At 65.0% G+C, this 14,739-nt stretch carries 10 protein-coding genes; 6 read left to right on the top strand and 4 right to left on the bottom strand.

Features of this window, described 5'->3' with window-relative positions; genetic code table 11:
- Positions 1-28: 28 nt before the first annotated feature.
- The 4 genes from N4T19_RS08720 to N4T19_RS08705 all read right to left on the bottom strand — a co-directional run bounded on the left by N4T19_RS08720 (position 29) and on the right by N4T19_RS08705 (position 3,273).
- The gene (locus N4T19_RS08720) at positions 29-475 is read right to left on the bottom strand and encodes a GatB/YqeY domain-containing protein (protein ID WP_021027649.1); all 447 of its coding nucleotides are present in this window, start codon (positions 473-475) and stop codon (positions 29-31) included.
- A 151-nt stretch (positions 476-626) separates the two neighbouring features.
- Positions 627-839: a 30S ribosomal protein S21 gene (gene rpsU, locus N4T19_RS08715; protein ID WP_007833691.1), complete on the bottom strand. Its 213-nt coding sequence runs from the start codon at positions 837-839 to the stop codon at positions 627-629.
- 231 nt (positions 840-1,070) lie between these two features.
- Positions 1,071-2,318, bottom strand: a complete 1,248-nt coding sequence (locus N4T19_RS08710; protein WP_260719924.1) for a BaiN/RdsA family NAD(P)/FAD-dependent oxidoreductase — start codon at positions 2,316-2,318, stop codon at positions 1,071-1,073.
- Positions 2,319-2,394: 76 nt separating this feature from the next.
- The gene (locus N4T19_RS08705) at positions 2,395-3,273 is read right to left on the bottom strand and encodes a DUF3626 domain-containing protein (protein WP_116925938.1); all 879 of its coding nucleotides are present in this window, start codon (positions 3,271-3,273) and stop codon (positions 2,395-2,397) included.
- Positions 3,274-3,429: 156 nt separating this feature from the next.
- Here N4T19_RS08705 and tenA point away from each other — a divergent pair, with 156 nt between their 5' ends.
- From tenA to N4T19_RS08675, 6 genes are all read left to right on the top strand, one after another.
- Positions 3,430-4,095, top strand: a complete 666-nt coding sequence (tenA, locus tag N4T19_RS08700; RefSeq protein WP_260719923.1) for a thiaminase II — start codon at positions 3,430-3,432, stop codon at positions 4,093-4,095.
- 238 nt (positions 4,096-4,333) lie between these two features.
- On the top strand, positions 4,334-4,573 hold the full coding sequence (locus N4T19_RS08695) for a hypothetical protein (protein WP_260719922.1): 240 nt from the start codon (positions 4,334-4,336) through the stop codon (positions 4,571-4,573).
- 733 nt (positions 4,574-5,306) lie between these two features.
- On the top strand, positions 5,307-6,974 hold the full coding sequence (locus N4T19_RS08690; RefSeq protein ID WP_260719921.1) for an MdtA/MuxA family multidrug efflux RND transporter periplasmic adaptor subunit: 1,668 nt from the start codon (positions 5,307-5,309) through the stop codon (positions 6,972-6,974).
- A gap of 13 nt (positions 6,975-6,987) precedes the next feature.
- Complete coding sequence (locus tag N4T19_RS08685; protein WP_260719920.1) at positions 6,988-10,098, top strand: efflux RND transporter permease subunit; 3,111 nt, start codon at positions 6,988-6,990, stop codon at positions 10,096-10,098.
- Positions 10,095-13,286, top strand: a complete 3,192-nt coding sequence (locus N4T19_RS08680; RefSeq protein ID WP_260719919.1) for an efflux RND transporter permease subunit — start codon at positions 10,095-10,097, stop codon at positions 13,284-13,286. Before N4T19_RS08685 ends, N4T19_RS08680 begins: the two co-directional genes overlap by 4 nt.
- Before the next feature lie 6 nt (positions 13,287-13,292).
- Positions 13,293-14,735: an efflux transporter outer membrane subunit gene (locus N4T19_RS08675; RefSeq protein ID WP_260719918.1), complete on the top strand. Its 1,443-nt coding sequence runs from the start codon at positions 13,293-13,295 to the stop codon at positions 14,733-14,735.
- Positions 14,736-14,739 lie beyond the last annotated feature (4 nt).

Raw genomic sequence — 14,739 nt, 5'->3', positions numbered from 1 at the left:
CCCGTACCCGGGGCCTGCCTCCCGGCGATCAGGGGGCCAGTGCAGCCTTCACGGCGGCAGAGACCTGGCCCATGTCCGCCTTGCCCGCCAGCTGGGTCTTGACGGCGCCCATGACCTTGCCCATGTCGCCAGGGCCCGAGGCGCCCAGTTCCGCCACGATGGCCTGGACCGCAGCGGTCACTTCTTCGGCGGACATGCGCTCTGGCAGGTAGGCCTTGATGACCTCGATTTCCGACTTTTCCTTGTCGGCCAGGTCCTGGCGGCCGGCAGTTTCAAATGCGGCGATGCTGTCCTTGCGCTGCTTGATCATCTTGTCGACGATGGCGATCACCATCGCGTCATCGAGCTCGACGCGCTCATCGACTTCCTTCTGCTTCATCGCAGCTTGCAGCAAGCGGATGGTGCCCAGGCGTTCCGTGTCCTTGGCGCGCATCGCGTTCTTCATGTCTTCGGTGATTTGTGCTTTCAAGCTCATAACAGGCTCCTGTTGGCAGGCCGTCGACGCAAGCAGCGGTCTGCCTGAAAAATCTGGCGATGGCCAGAAAACAAAAAACCCGCGCCTGGCGTCCCGAGCGCGGGTGGTGTCACAGCCTGGGCAAATTGCGTCAGGCCTGTGAGAGCTGCGATCAGTACAGCTTCTTGGGCAGTTGCATGCTGCGAACGCGCTTGTAGTGGCGCTTGACGGCAGCAGCCTTCTTGCGCTTGCGCTCAGCAGTTGGCTTTTCGTAGAACTCGCGAGCGCGCAGGTCGGTCAGCAGGCCCAGTTTTTCGATGGTGCGCTTGAAGCGGCGCAGCGCAACGTCAAAGGGTTCGTTTTCTTTTACACGGATAGTCGTCATTAGCTAATGTTTCCATTGGTGCCAACAGCGGGTTTTGGGGAAGATCGCGCCCCAAAGCCTTGAATGGCGGTTTTGCCCTGTCATATTGACTAGTATTGGCAGACAGGGCTTTGCCAGCAAAGAGGGGAGATTATATCCGGCTTTTGATCCAAAAGCAAGAGGGTCGCGGTTTGCAAGCGGGGAGCCAGACCTGCGCTGTTGCTCTCCTGCATCTTGCCTTGCGTCCTGCTGTTATTGGCTTTCTGCCATGCCCGCTGCGCAGGCGGCCGCACTGGCCCAGGCCCATTGAAAGTTGTAGCCGCCCAGCCAGCCGGTGATATCCACCACCTCGCCAATGCAGTAGAGGCCCGGCACCTTCTTGGCCTCCATCGTTTGCTGCGACAGCTCGCGCGTGTCCACACCGCCCACGGTGACCTCAGCCTTTTTATAGCCTTCGGTGCCGGTGGGGGTCAGCTCCCAGCGCGTCAGGCGCTCGGCCAGGCGCAGCAGGGCCTTGTCACTCGCCTCGGCAATCGGGCGCTGCCATTCGGCATCCTGCGCCACCCAGGCATCGGCCAGGCGCGCGGGCACCAGGCTGGCCAGCGCATTGGCAATCAGCTTGCGCGAGCGCTGCTTGGCCGACAGCAGCTGCTCGGCCACATCCACCTCAGGCACCAGGTTGATGTCGATGGGTGTGCCGGGCGTCCAGTAGCTCGAGATCTGCAGGATGGCCGGCCCCGACAGGCCCCGGTGCGTGAACAGCAGGTCTTCGTTGAATGTCATGCGGTTTTTCTTGCTGCCGGTGCCAATTACCACCGGCAAGGCCAGGCCCGCCAGCTGCGCATAGGGCGCCCAGGCACTGCCATCGAAGGTCATCGGCACAAGGCCTGGCACACGCGGCACCAGTGCCAGACCAAACTGCTGGGCCAGGCGGTAGCCCAGGTCGGTGGCACCAATCTTGGGGATGGACAGGCCGCCGGTGGCAACCACCAGGTGGCGGCAGTGCACCGTGCCCTGGGCGGTGCTGACCTGAAAGCGCTGGCCTTGGGCATCGGCATCCAGCGCCGCAACGGCGTTGACAGCGCAGGGCTGCCAGTGGGTCACCTCGCCCGCGCGGCACTCGGCCAGCAGCATCGCGATGATGTCTTCGGCCGAATGGTCCGCAAACAGCTGGCCCTTGTGCTTTTCGTGGTGGGCAATGCCGTGCTTGTCGACCAGCGCGACAAATTCGGCCGGCCCAAAGCGCGACAGTGCCGAGCGGCAGAACTGCGGGTTCTGGCCGACAAAGTGCCGGTGCGGCTGGCGCACATCCAGATCGCGGTTGGTGAAGTTGCTGCGCCCGCCGCCCGAGATGCGGATCTTCTCTGCGACCTTGGCCGCATGGTCAATCAGCAGTACCTTGAGCCCGCGCTGGCCCGCCTGCGCCGCACAAAACAGGCCGGCAGCGCCTGCGCCAATGATGACGGTATCGAACAGGTGGGTGGGAGCGGGAGAAGGCATGCGGATCCGGAAGATGGCTGGGCCTCTCAATTGAGTGCCTGCGCCGACAAAAGCAGCGATTATCGGTGATGCGGCTCTAACCCGACTGCCTGCCCAGGTGGGCTATGCAATGCCAGGCCTTTTTCAGCAGTGCTGCCGGGTAGCGATGGCAGGCCTGGGCCTGGCCCAGATCGGCTGGGGTGAGCCCACCTGGCGCATGCTGCAGCATATCGGCCAGCACCTCGGCCACCTCGGCGCCCCGGTACAGGCTGGCTTGCGCCAGTTGGTCAGCCAGCAGCCGGTAGCCGGCGTGAAAGCGCAAGGGCAGACCGGAAGTCTGCACGGCTTGCGCCAGCGGCGTATTGCGGTAGCAGGGGTCGAGCCAGATGGCCGCCACATCGCGCGCCAGCACCAGGCCGCCATGCAGCTGGGCCTCGACATAGTGGTCCAGCGGGTCGGCCAGTTGCAGGCATTGCAGCTGCTGCCAGTCCATCTGCTGCCACAGCCCGACATGGCGGGGCTGCCAGTAGCTGTCGGGGTCGCAAAAGCTGCTGCGCGCGGTGGCGGCGCGGTGCAGCTGCAGATACGCCGATCCAAAGCGGGGCGCGGCGCCATAACCCTGGTGGCTGGGGTGGCCCAAGGGCGCCAGATCGACGGCGCCGTACACCGGCCGCTCGGCGGGATCGGCGTGGTTGTAGGCGCCCGCAAACTGCTGGTCCTCCCACTGCCAGCGCTCGCCCTGGGGCTGGGGGCTGTAGCTGCCATTGCTGCGGCCGCTCTCAAACTGCGACAGGTAGCGGCCTTGCTGGCACAGCAGCGCCAGCAGCGGCTGGCCTTGCACGATCCAGTCGGCATGAAAGTGGACGTGAATCGAAGCGGGTGCAAGTGCGTGCTCGCGCACCGGGCCGCCACGGCGTTGCACGGCCTGCAGGGCTTGCTGCTGGGCGGCGGTCAACAAGGGCGTGGGGCTGGGCATGGGCAGGTTCGGTTGAAGGTCCAGGGACTGCAGTGGATGGATCGTAGCCGGTTCTGCGCTGCATGTATGCCCTGGCTGTTCTGGGGTTGGATACTGCCCAGCGGCCCGGCGCTGGCCGACAATCAGCGCTTATCCCCGATCTCTTGAGGAGTTTGCATGTCGTTTTGCCAGGCCTTGTGGCAAGCCAACCAGGCGCTGTACCAGCGCACCTTGGACCATCCCTTCAACCGCGAGCTGGCGGCAGGCAGCTTGTCGGTCGAGCGCTTTCGCCATTACATGATCCAGGATGCGCATTACCTGGTGGCCTATGGCCGTGCGCTGGCCGTCGCTGCCGCCAAGGCCGACCAGGCAGAAGGCGTGGTGCAGTTTGCCAATGCCGCCAATGAGGCGGTGGCCGAGGAGCGCAAGCTGCACGATGGCTTTATGCGCGACTTCGGCATTACGCCGCAGCACTTTGCCGCCACGCCACTGACGCCGGCCTGCCACCACTACACGAGCTTTTTGCTGGCCAACAGCTGGTCGCAGAGTTACCCGGTGGCGCTGGCCGGGCTCTTGCCCTGCTTTTGGATCTATGCCGAAGTGGGGCGCGACATCCATGCCCGCTCCCAGCCGGGCAACCCCTACCAGGCCTGGGTGGATACCTACGCCAGTGAGGAGTTTCATGCGGCGGTGCGCGGCGTCATCGCCACGATCGACCGTGTGGCCGACACCGCTGACTCGGCCACGCGCACGCGCATGGCCGAGGCCTACCGCTACAGCGCTGAACTTGAATGGATGTTCTGGGACAGCGCCTACCAATTGGGAAGCTGGCCGACACGCTAAGCTGCGCTGAAGCCTGGTGCGCTGCCGCACGCTGCGCCGGCTGTAAAGCCCGGGCAGCGCGGGCGTAAAGTTATGCAATGCTGCATCCGGTCGCGATAGGCTGGCGGTATTCGCCTACAGGCGCTTGCCAAAAACCGTCTTACGCTTCGTGGCATTCATTGATCAGATGCGCCAACGCGCAGACCCCGAGCGAGCCCGAGGCCTACACGCACGCATCGCAACCTTAGAAGGAGTTGCCATGTTGTCTACCAACGCTGCCCACACCCATACCGCCTACCACGCCCCCGTGTATGAACCCACGGTCGATGAGCTGGCCGTGCTGAAGAAGCTGGAGCTGGGCGAATCGATCTCGGTGGAGGATGCGCTGCATGCGCATGTCTCCAAGCGTTTGCTCGAGCGCGGCTTGGTCGAGCAGCGCGATGGCCATCTCACCATTACGGCGCAGGGCCTGCAGCTGATCAAGCGCGACGATGCCTGATCCCCACCCCACCTGCGCCGAGCAGCGACACCCCAGGCAGTCCAAGCAGGCTGCCTTTTTTTTCATCATGGCACTCTTTTTGTTTTATTTTCAACGATTTGGGTGGCTTATCTACAGCTGTGCACAGAGCTTTCCACAGCATTGTGCCCACGGACTGGGGACAACGCGGTGATGCGCTGAAATAGCGGCGTTCCAGTGCCAGAAGAGGCCAGGGCCAGTAGTGCAGGCGCGTTGAAACTGCGCGAATGACGCGCCCAGGCCCCATATGCCTCAATTTTGAGCATGGTTGGCATTTGGCTTAGAAATCAGCGGCTTGCCTTGCTTATCTACAAGCTTCTTCACAGCTTTCCACAGCATTGTGCCCGTGCATTGGGGACAACGCGCGACTGCCGCGCGACGCGCAGGCCTGGGGTGATCCGCAAGCTGGTGGGGCGCTGCGCGCATGTTGGCTGGCTTGCGCTTTGCTGCGCCAGGAATGGCGATGGGCGGCTGCAGGCAGCGAAGCAACCGCACCGCAAAAAACCTGCGCGTCCAACAGCCTTGCCAACGGCGTGCTGCCACGGAATCTCAGTAGACTCGGGGCTGGCGGCGGTGGCGTTTACTTATCTTCGCAGTCGGTACAGGGCAGGTGCAACATGGCTGCACTAGGATGCGGTCATTCTTTACATGCCGGTGCCGATGGTGGAACTTTGCCCCAGGCCGCTGCTGTAACTCACCTCTACCGATTGCTGCCATGGACCATAACTCCAATAATTCCACCCGTCCCACCCCAACCCCCGGCGCGGCAGACGCCGGGCTGAAACCCGGTGCTGCAGCAGCACCCAAGCGCCGCAGCCGCTGGCTGGGCTCGACGATCGCCATCGTGCTGGTGGCGGGGCTGGCAGGTGGGGCCTGGTACCTGGTGCAAAGCAAGAAGAACCCGAGCGGCATGGCAGCGGGCGCGCCCGGCATGGGCGGCCCACCGGGCGCAGGCGGCCCTCCTGGCATGGGCCCTGGCGCGATGCGCGCGATGGCCGTCACCGTGGGCAGTGCCGCTGCCAAGCGCCAAACGCTGCCCGTCACCCTGACGGCGATGGGCACGGTGGTGCCCACCACCACAGTGACCCTGACCACCCAGGTCTCCGGCATTCTGCGCGATGTGCTGTTCACCGAAGGCCAGATGGTCAAGAAGGGCCAGAAGCTCGCCCAGATTGATCCGCGCCCATTTGAGCAAGCGCTGCAGCAGGCCAAGGGCCAGTTGGCACGCGACCAGGCGCAGCTCGATGCCGCGCGCGTGACGCTCAAGCGCTACCAGACCTTGTGGGACCAGGATTCGATTGCCCGCCAGGACCTGGACACGCAGGCCGCGCTGGCCAAGCAGCTCGAAGGCACGGTGCTCACCGACCAGGCCCAGGTGCAGACCGCCCAGCTCAATCTGGGTTATGCCAGCATTACCTCACCCATCGATGGCCGCATCGGTCTGCGCACGATGGATGCGGGAAACTACATCAGCGCGGGCGGCACCACCGGCATCGCCGTCATCACCAAGATTGCGCCGATCGATGTGAGCTTTACCGTGCCGCAAGACCATATCCCCGCGGTGCTGGGCGCGCAAAAGACCGATGCCCGGCTACCGGTGGCAGCGCTGGACCGCGCGGGCAACAAGACCTTGGCCCAGGGCGTATTCCTGACCTTGGACAACCTGGTCGATACCGCCACGGGCACCGTCAAGGCCAAGGCCCGGTTCGACAACAGCGACGGCTCGCTCTTTCCCAACCAGTTTGTCAACACCCGCCTGACCTTGAAGGACGAGAGCGCGCTGGTGGTGCCGGTCACCGCCATCCGCACCGGCGGCAATGGCGATTTTGTCTATGTGATCAATGCGGACCGCACCGTGACCCAGCGCACCGTCATCCGGGGCATGAGCACGGTCGAATGGGTGGCCATCAACTCCGGCCTCAAGGAAGGCGAGTTGGTAGTGACCGAGGGCGCCGACCGCTTGAAGGATGGCGCCGTGGTCGCCCTGCAAGGCGACACCCCCACGCAGGCCCATGGCGCCAGCAGTGGCCGGCGCGGCCCCCGTGAGGGCGGTGGGCGCGAGGGCGGCGGGCGCCGCGGCGCTAACGGTGGCCCCGCATCGGGCGCACCCGGTGCGGCAGGTAATGGTGTGGCTGCGGGCACTGGTGGCGGCGGCGCTGCCGTCGAGCCCAATGCCGGCCAGCCCAGCGCCGCAGCCCCTGCGGTGAACCCGGACCAGGCTGCCGGTGGCGCCAGTGGTTCAGGTGGCGCCAGCGGTTCAGGTGGATCAACCCCTTCCACGCCATCCGGCCAGACCGCACCGGCGATCAAACCGGAGGATGTGCCCAAGGGCATGGCGCCAGCGGCCACCACCGTGCAACCCGCCCAGCGCGCCAACCCATAAGGCGGGCTGAGCGATGAGTCCTTCCCGTCCCTTTATCCAGCGGCCGGTAGCGACGGCCTTGCTGATGCTGGCCATCGTGCTGACCGGTCTGGTGGGCTTTCGGCTGCTGCCGCTGTCGGCGCTGCCCGAGGTGGATTACCCGACGATCCAGGTGCAGACCCTGTACCCGGGGGCCAGCCCCGAGGTGATGAGCCGCACGGTGAGTGCGCCGCTCGAGCGCCAGCTCGGCCAGATGTCCGGCCTGGACCGCATGGCATCGACCAGCGCAGCGGGCGTGTCCATCGTGACCTTGCAGTTCCAGCTGGGCTTGTCGCTGGATGTGGCCGAGCAAGAAGTGCAGGCGGCCATCAACGCCAGCAGCGCGCTGCTGCCGGCCGACCTGCCCGCGCCCCCGATTTATGCCAAGGTCAATCCGGCCGACACGCCGGTGATGAGCCTGGCCATCACCTCCAAGGAGCTGCCGCTCACCGAGGTGCAGAACATCGTCAATACGCGCCTGGCGCAGAAGATCAGCCAGGTCACCGGCGTGGGGCTGGTCAGCCTGGAGGGCGGGCAAAAGCCTGCGATGCGCATCCAGGCCAACACCCAGGCGCTGGCGGCCAATGGCATCACCCTGAGCAGCCTGCGCACTGCCATCAGCAATGCCAATTCCAACACCGCCAAAGGCAGTTTTGATGGCCCCAAGCGCTCGTACTCGATCAACAGCAACGACCAGCTGCTGACCGCTGCCGACTACATGAACCTGGTGGTGTCCTGGAAGGACGGCGCCCCGGTGATGATGAAGGATGTGGCGCGCGTGGTGGCGAGCGCCGAGAACGACCGGCTCGCCGCCTGGGTCGATGAGACACCCGCGATCATCTTGAACGTGCAGCGCCAGCCCGGCGCCAATGTGATTGCGACGGTGGACGCGATCAAGCAGCGCCTGCCCGAGCTCACCGCCTCCTTGCCCGCCTCGGTCGAGGTCAAGGTGCTGACCGACCGCACCACCGGCATCCGCGCCTCGGTCGAGCATGTGCAGATGGAGCTGGCGCTGGCCGTGGTGATGGTGGTGCTGGTGATCTTCTTTTTCCTGCACAGCCTGCGCGCCACGGTGATTGCGAGCCTGGCCGTGCCCATCTCGCTGATCGGCAGCTGCGGGGCCATGTACCTGCTGGGCTACAGCCTGAACAACCTGAGCCTGATGGCGCTGACCATTGCCACCGGCTTTGTCGTCGACGATGCGATCGTGATGATCGAGAACATTGCGCGCTACATCGAGGAGGGCGAGACGCCGATGGCTGCTGCCTTGAAGGGCGCCGCGCAAATTGGCTTTACCATCATCTCGCTGACCGTGTCGCTGATCGCGGTGCTGATTCCGTTGCTCTTCATGGGCGATATCGTCGGGCGTCTGTTCCGCGAATTTGCGGTGACCCTGGCGATCACCATCCTAATCTCGGCAGTGGTCTCGCTCACCTTGGTGCCGATGATGTCGGCGCGCTGGCTCAAGCAAGAGGACACCAGCGCGCACACGCGCGGCTGGGCCAGCTCGGTGCAGCGCGGTTTCGACAAGGTGATCCACCACTACGACCGGGGGCTGCACTGGGTGTTTCGCCACCAGGCGCTGACCCTGGTCGTGGCCGTGGCCACCGTGGTGCTGACGGGCCTGCTCTACCTGGCCATCCCCAAGGGCCTGTTCCCGACGCAGGACACCGGCCAGCTGCAGGCGCAGATCGAGGCGGCGCAAGAAGTGTCCTTTGCCCGCATGAGCAACCTGCAGCGGCAGGCCGTGAGCGCCATCCTGCAGGACAAGGATGTCGCCTCGGTCAGCTCGGTGGTGGGCGTGGATGCGGCCAACAACACCATGCTCAACACCGGCAGCCTGTCGATCAACCTGACCCGGCCGCATGATGCGCAGGATGAGGTGATGCAGCGCCTGCGCGAGCGGGTGAGCCAGGTGGCGGGGGTGCGCATTTTTCTGCAGCCCTCGCAGGACCTGACCATCGACTCGCAAACCGGCCCTACCGAATACCGCCTGTCGATCGGCGGCGTGAACACCGACCAGGTCAATGACTGGACGCAAAAGCTCGTCAGCCAGCTGCAGAATGTGGCTCAGGTGCGCAATGCCACGAGCGACGCCGGGCGCAAGGGCCTGTCGGCCTATGTGAATGTGGACCGCGATACCGCATCGCGCCTGGGCATCAGCGCCAGCAGCATCGATGACAGCCTCTACAGCGCCTTTGGCCAGCGCATTGTCTCGACGATCTTCACGGAGACCAACCAGTACCGGGTGATTCTGGAGGCGCAGCAGGAGCAGCTCAACAGCGTGCAGACCCTGGGCAACCTGGCCATCAATGCCAGCAGCACGGGCGCTACGCCGCTGTCGGCGATTGCCAAGATCGAGGAGCAGATGGCGCCGCTGCAGGTGACCCGCGTGTCGCAGTACCCGGCCGCCACCCTGGGCTTTGACACGGCGCCTGGCGTGTCGCTGGGCCATGCGGTCGATGCCATCAAGCAGGCGACCAAGGACATCGGCATGCCCGCGTCGCTGACCATGGAGTTCCTGGGCGCAGCGGCGGCCTACCAGAACTCGCTCACCAGCCAGCTGGTCTTGATTTTGGCGGCGCTGGTCTGCGTCTACATCGTGCTGGGCGTGCTGTACGAGAGCTATGTGCACCCGCTCACCATTCTCTCGACCCTGCCATCGGCCGGCGTGGGCGCCTTGCTGGCGCTGATGATCAGCGGCAACGACCTGGGCGTGATCGGCATCATCGGCATCATCTTGCTGATCGGCATCGTCAAGAAGAACGCGATCATGATGATCGACTTTGCGATCGATGCCGAGCGCAACCAGGGCATGGCACCGCAAGAGGCCATCCACCAGGCCGCGCTGCTGCGCTTTCGGCCCATCTTGATGACGACCTTGGCCGCCTTGTTTGCCGCGCTGCCGCTGATGTTTGGCTGGGGCGAGGGCGCCGAGCTGCGCCGCCCGCTGGGCCTGGCCATTTTTGGCGGGCTGATGCTCAGCCAGTTGCTGACCTTGTTCACCACGCCGGTGATCTACCTGGTGTTTGACCGCCTGGGTGCCCGCTTTGGCCGCCGCCAAGCCGGTACTGCGGATGGAAGCCATTCCGAGGTGCAGGCATGAACCTGTCCCAGCCCTTTGTCAAACGCCCGGTCGCAACGGTCCTGCTGACCATTGGCATGGCATTGGCGGGTATTGCCGCGTTCTTTGCGCTGCCGGTGGCACCGCTGCCGCAGGTGGACTACCCGGTGATCTCGGTCACGGCCAGCCTCTCGGGCGCGAGCCCAGAGAACATGGCCTCGAGCGTGGCCACGCCGCTGGAGCGCCACCTGGGCGTGATTGCCGGTGTCAACGAGATGACCTCGCGCAGCTCGACCGGCTCGGCCAATGTGACCTTGCAGTTTGACCTCAACCGCGACATCAATGGCGCCGCGCGCGAGGTGCAGGCGGCCATCAATGCAGCGCGCACCGATCTGCCTTCTGACCTGCGCAGCAACCCCACCTACCGCAAGATGAACCCGTCGGATTCGCCGATCATCATCTTGGCGATGACCTCGCCCACGCGCACGCCCGGCGAGCTGTATGACGAAGTCTCCAACGTGGTGAGCCAGCGCATCTCGCAGGTCGATGGTGTGGGCGATGTGGAAATCGGCGGCGGCTCCTTGCCGGCGGTGCGGGTCGAGCTCTTGCCCCAGGCGCTGAGCCACTACGGCATTGCGACCGAGGATGTGCGCGCCGCCATCCAGGCGGCCAATGCCAACCGGCCCAAGGGCGCCATCGAGAGTGGCGGCAACCGCCTGCAGATCTACACCCCCGCGCCCGAGCGCAAGGCCAGCTGGTACCAGGGCCTGGTGGTGGGCTGGCGCGACAATGCGGCCGTCCGCCTAGGCGATGTGGCGCGCGTCATCGACGGGCCGGCCAATGTCTACACGATGGGGCTGTTCAACGGCCAGCCCGCCATCCTGGTGCTGATCACGCGCCAGCCCGGCGCCAACATCATCAATACCGTGGACAACGTGCGCAAGCTCCTGCCCGAGCTGCAGGCCCAGCTGCCCAAGGATGTGAAGATCCAGGTGGCCAGCGACAGCACCAACTCGATCCGCTCGTCGCTGCGCGAGATCGAGACCACCTTGATGGTGTCGGTGATCCTGGTGGTGCTGGTGGTGGGCGCCTTTATCCGCAAGGCGCGCGCCACGGTGATTCCGGCGGTGGCCACCGTGGTGTCGCTGCTGGGCACCTTTGGCGTGATGTACCTGCTGGGCTATAGCCTGAACAACCTGAGCCTGATGGCGCTGACGGTCGCCACCGGTTTTGTCGTCGATGATGCGATTGTGGTGCTGGAGAACACCAGCCGCCATATCGAGCAGGGCATGGACAAGATGGCCGCCGCGCTGCAGGGCGCGCGCGAGGTGGGCTTTACCGTGCTGTCGATCAGCCTGTCCCTGGTGGCGGTGTTCATTCCGCTGCTGTTCATGGAAGGGCAGATCGGCCGTTTGTTCAAGGAGTTCGCCGTGACCTTGTCGGTCGCGGTGATGATCTCGCTGGTCATCTCGCTAACCACCACGCCGATGATGTGCGCCTGGTTTCTGCGCAATGAGGATGCGATTGAGACGGCGCCGCGCGGCCGCTTTGCCCGCGCGCTGGAAAGCGGCTATGACTGGATGTTGCGCGTTTATGAGCGCTGCCTGGATTGGGCCTTGCATGCCAAGGCCGTGGTGATGCTGATCCTGGTGATCGTCATCGGCATGAATGGCTATTTGTTCATGCATGTGCAAAAGGGCTTTTTCCCGCAGCAGGACAATGGCCAGCTCGCCGGCGGCCTGCGCGCAGACCAGAGCATCTCGTCGACCGCGATGGCCGGCAAGCTCAAGGAGGCACTGGCCATCATCCAGCAGGACCCGGCCATCGACACGGTGGTGGGCTTTGCCGGCGGCAGCCGCTCGGGCGGCGGCTTTGTGTTCATCAACCTCAAGCCGGTGAGCGAGCGCGATGTGACCAGCCTGCAGGTGGTCGCGCGCCTGCGGCCGCAGCTGTCGCAGATCACCGGTCTGCGCGTGTTTCTGAACCCGGTGCAGGATTTGCGCATGGGGGGGCGCTCGTCGAACTCGACCTACCAGTACACTCTCAAGAGCGACAACACCGCCGACATGAAGAAATGGGCCACGCGCCTGGCCGAGCGGCTCAAGCAAGAGCCCTTGCTGCAGGACGTGGACACCGACCAGTCCGACAGCGGCGTGGAAGTCTATGTCGAGGTGGACAAGCAGGCTGCAGCGCGCCTGGGGGTGAATGCCAAGTCCATCAACAATGCGCTCTACAACGCCTTTGGTCAGCGCTCGGTGGCCACCATCTACAGCGATCTGAACCAGTACTCGGTGATCATGGAGTGGGCGCCCGAATACACGCGTGGGCCGCCGGCGCTGCAGGATATCTATGTGCCATCGAACCTGAGCGGCACCGAGGGCGCCGCGGCCAACCCGGCGCTGCGCAGTGCATCGACCGGCAGCGTGATCAGCACCAGCGTGGCCACCATGGTGCCGCTGTCGAGCTTTGCCAAGGTGCTTGAGCGCCCTGCGCCCACCAGTGTGAACCACCAGGATGGTGAGCTGTCGACGACGATATCGTTCAACCTGGACGCAGGCGTGGCGCTGAGCGAAGCCCAGCAGGTGATTGCCCAGGCCGAGGCCGATATCGCCATGCCGATCAATGTGCGCGGCAGCTTCCAGGGCACGGCGCTGAGCTTTCAGAAATCGCAGAACCAGCAGCTCTACCTGATCCTGGCTGCGATTGTCGTGATCTACATCGTGCTGGGCATGCTCTATGAAAGCCTGGTGCACCCGATCACCGTATTGTCCACGCTGCCATCGGCGGGGGTGGGCGCGGTGATTGCGCTGATGCTGTGTGACATGCAGTTCACGGTGATTGCGCTCATCGGGGTGTTCTTGCTCATTGGCATCGTGAAGAAAAACGCCATCCTGATCATCGACTTTGCGCTGGAGGCCGAGCGATCGCGGGGCCTGTCCGCGATCGATGCGGTGCGCGAGGCCTGCCTGCTGCGTTTTCGCCCCATCCTGATGACCACCTTGGCCGCCGCGCTGGGTGCCTTGCCACTGGCCATTGGCTTTGGCCAGGGCTCGGAGCTGCGCCAGCCGCTGGGCATCGCCATCATTGGCGGCCTGCTGGCCAGCCAATTGCTGACCCTGGTCACCACCCCCGTGGTCTATGTGCTGCTGGACAAGCTGCGCCGCCGCGCGCCCAACGAGCGTGACCTGGGCCGTGCCTCGAGTGACGGCATGCCTACCCTGGAACACTGATACGCCATGACGCCTTCTCTTGATCTTTCCTATTCTTTTCGTGCCCCCCTGCTGCGCAGCCTGGCGCTGGCGCTATGCTGCGCAGGGCTCTTGAGCGCCTGCTCGGTGGCCCCCGTCTACCAGGTGCCCGCCACGCCAGCGCCAGCCAGCTTCAAGGAAGCGGGCGCGCTGTGGCAAAGCGCCCAGCCCAACGATGCGGTGGACCGGGGCGACTGGTGGACGCTGTTTGCGGACGAGCCGCTCAACCAGCTCGCTGCCCGGGTGCAGGTGCACAACCAGAACATTGCCGCGGCTGCTGCCGCTGTGCAGCAAGCCCAGGCCGCGTTGCGCGTGGAGCAGGCCGGCTTGCTGCCGACCGTCAGTGGCAGCCTGGGCCAGACGCGCCAGGGTGGCAGCCAGTCCAGCAGCAATGGCAGTGCCTCGCTGGGCATCAGCGCCGCCTGGGATGCAGACCTGTGGGGCCGCCTGCGCGAATCGGTGAGCGCCGCCCAAAGCAGTGCCCAGGCGAGCGAAGCCGATCTGGCCGCTGCGCGCCTGTCGGCCGTGGGCAGCCTGGTGCAGAACTATTTCCGCCTGCGCGAGGCCGATGCCGAGATGCAGATCCTGCTGCAATCGATCGAGGGTTACCAGCGCAGCCTGCTGATTGCCCAGAACCGCTACGACGTGGGGGTGGAGGCGCGCACGGCAGTGCTGCAGGCGCAGACCACGTTAACCAATACCCAGGCCAGCGTGGAGTCCCTGCGCCAATCGCGCCAGACCTACGAGCATGCGATTGCCGTGTTGACGGGCCAGGCGCCGGCGCAGTTTGACCTGCCGCCCGCCGCCTGGAACGTGACCGTGCCCGAGATTCCGGGCATGGTGCCATCGACCCTGCTGGAGCGCCGGCCCGACATTGCCGCTGCCGAGCGCGCGGTGGCTGCTGCCAATGCCCAGATCGGCGTGGCCCAGGCGGCCTACTACCCGAGCCTGGGCCTGAGCGGCTCGTTGAACCGCTCGGGGTCGAACATCGGCAACCTGTTCAGCGCCTCGGGCCTGCTGTGGTCGCTGGGCGCATCGCTGAGCCAGAGCATTTTCAACGCCGGCGCCACTACCGCGCAGGTCGATTCGGCCCGCGCCGCGCATGCGGCCCGCACGGCCAGCTACCGCCAGTCGGTGCTGGCGGCGTTCCAGGCGGTCGAAGATGTGCTGAGCAATGTGGCAGCGCTCAATGCCCAAAAGCCGCTGCTGCAGCAAAGCCTCGATTCTGCCGAGAAGGTCGAGCAGCAGATGCTCAACCGCTACAAGGAAGGCCAGGTGCCCTATACCGATGTGGTCACCGCCCAGGCCACAGCGCTGTCGGCACGCCGATCCTTGATCCAGCTGCAGCTGAACCAGCAACTGGCAGCGGCCCAACTCATCCAGGAGCTGGGGGGCGGCTGGCATGCCGATTGGATGAAGCCGGGCGCCTAAAGCT

The organism is Comamonas squillarum, assembly GCF_025309455.1.
In the GTDB taxonomy this organism is placed as follows: domain Bacteria; phylum Pseudomonadota; class Gammaproteobacteria; order Burkholderiales; family Burkholderiaceae_C; genus Comamonas; species Comamonas squillarum.
Note: the sequence above shows the minus strand (reverse complement) of the source record. Positions and strands in the feature narration are given on the sequence as shown.

Excerpts from the sequence above, each read along its gene's own strand:
- N4T19_RS08720 (WP_021027649.1), bottom strand. The coding sequence starts at position 475 with ATGAGCTTGAAAGCACAAATCACCGAAGACATGAAGAACGCGATGCGC.
- rpsU (WP_007833691.1), bottom strand. The coding sequence starts at position 839 with ATGACGACTATCCGTGTAAAAGAAAACGAACCCTTTGACGTTGCGCTG.
- N4T19_RS08710 (WP_260719924.1), bottom strand. The coding sequence starts at position 2,318 with ATGCCTTCTCCCGCTCCCACCCACCTGTTCGATACCGTCATCATTGGC.
- N4T19_RS08705 (WP_116925938.1), bottom strand. The coding sequence starts at position 3,273 with ATGCCCAGCCCCACGCCCTTGTTGACCGCCGCCCAGCAGCAAGCCCTG.
- tenA (WP_260719923.1), top strand. The coding sequence starts at position 3,430 with ATGTCGTTTTGCCAGGCCTTGTGGCAAGCCAACCAGGCGCTGTACCAG.
- N4T19_RS08695 (WP_260719922.1), top strand. The coding sequence starts at position 4,334 with ATGTTGTCTACCAACGCTGCCCACACCCATACCGCCTACCACGCCCCC.
- N4T19_RS08690 (WP_260719921.1), top strand. The coding sequence starts at position 5,307 with ATGGACCATAACTCCAATAATTCCACCCGTCCCACCCCAACCCCCGGC.
- N4T19_RS08685 (WP_260719920.1), top strand. The coding sequence starts at position 6,988 with ATGAGTCCTTCCCGTCCCTTTATCCAGCGGCCGGTAGCGACGGCCTTG.
- N4T19_RS08680 (WP_260719919.1), top strand. The coding sequence starts at position 10,095 with ATGAACCTGTCCCAGCCCTTTGTCAAACGCCCGGTCGCAACGGTCCTG.
- N4T19_RS08675 (WP_260719918.1), top strand. The coding sequence starts at position 13,293 with ATGACGCCTTCTCTTGATCTTTCCTATTCTTTTCGTGCCCCCCTGCTG.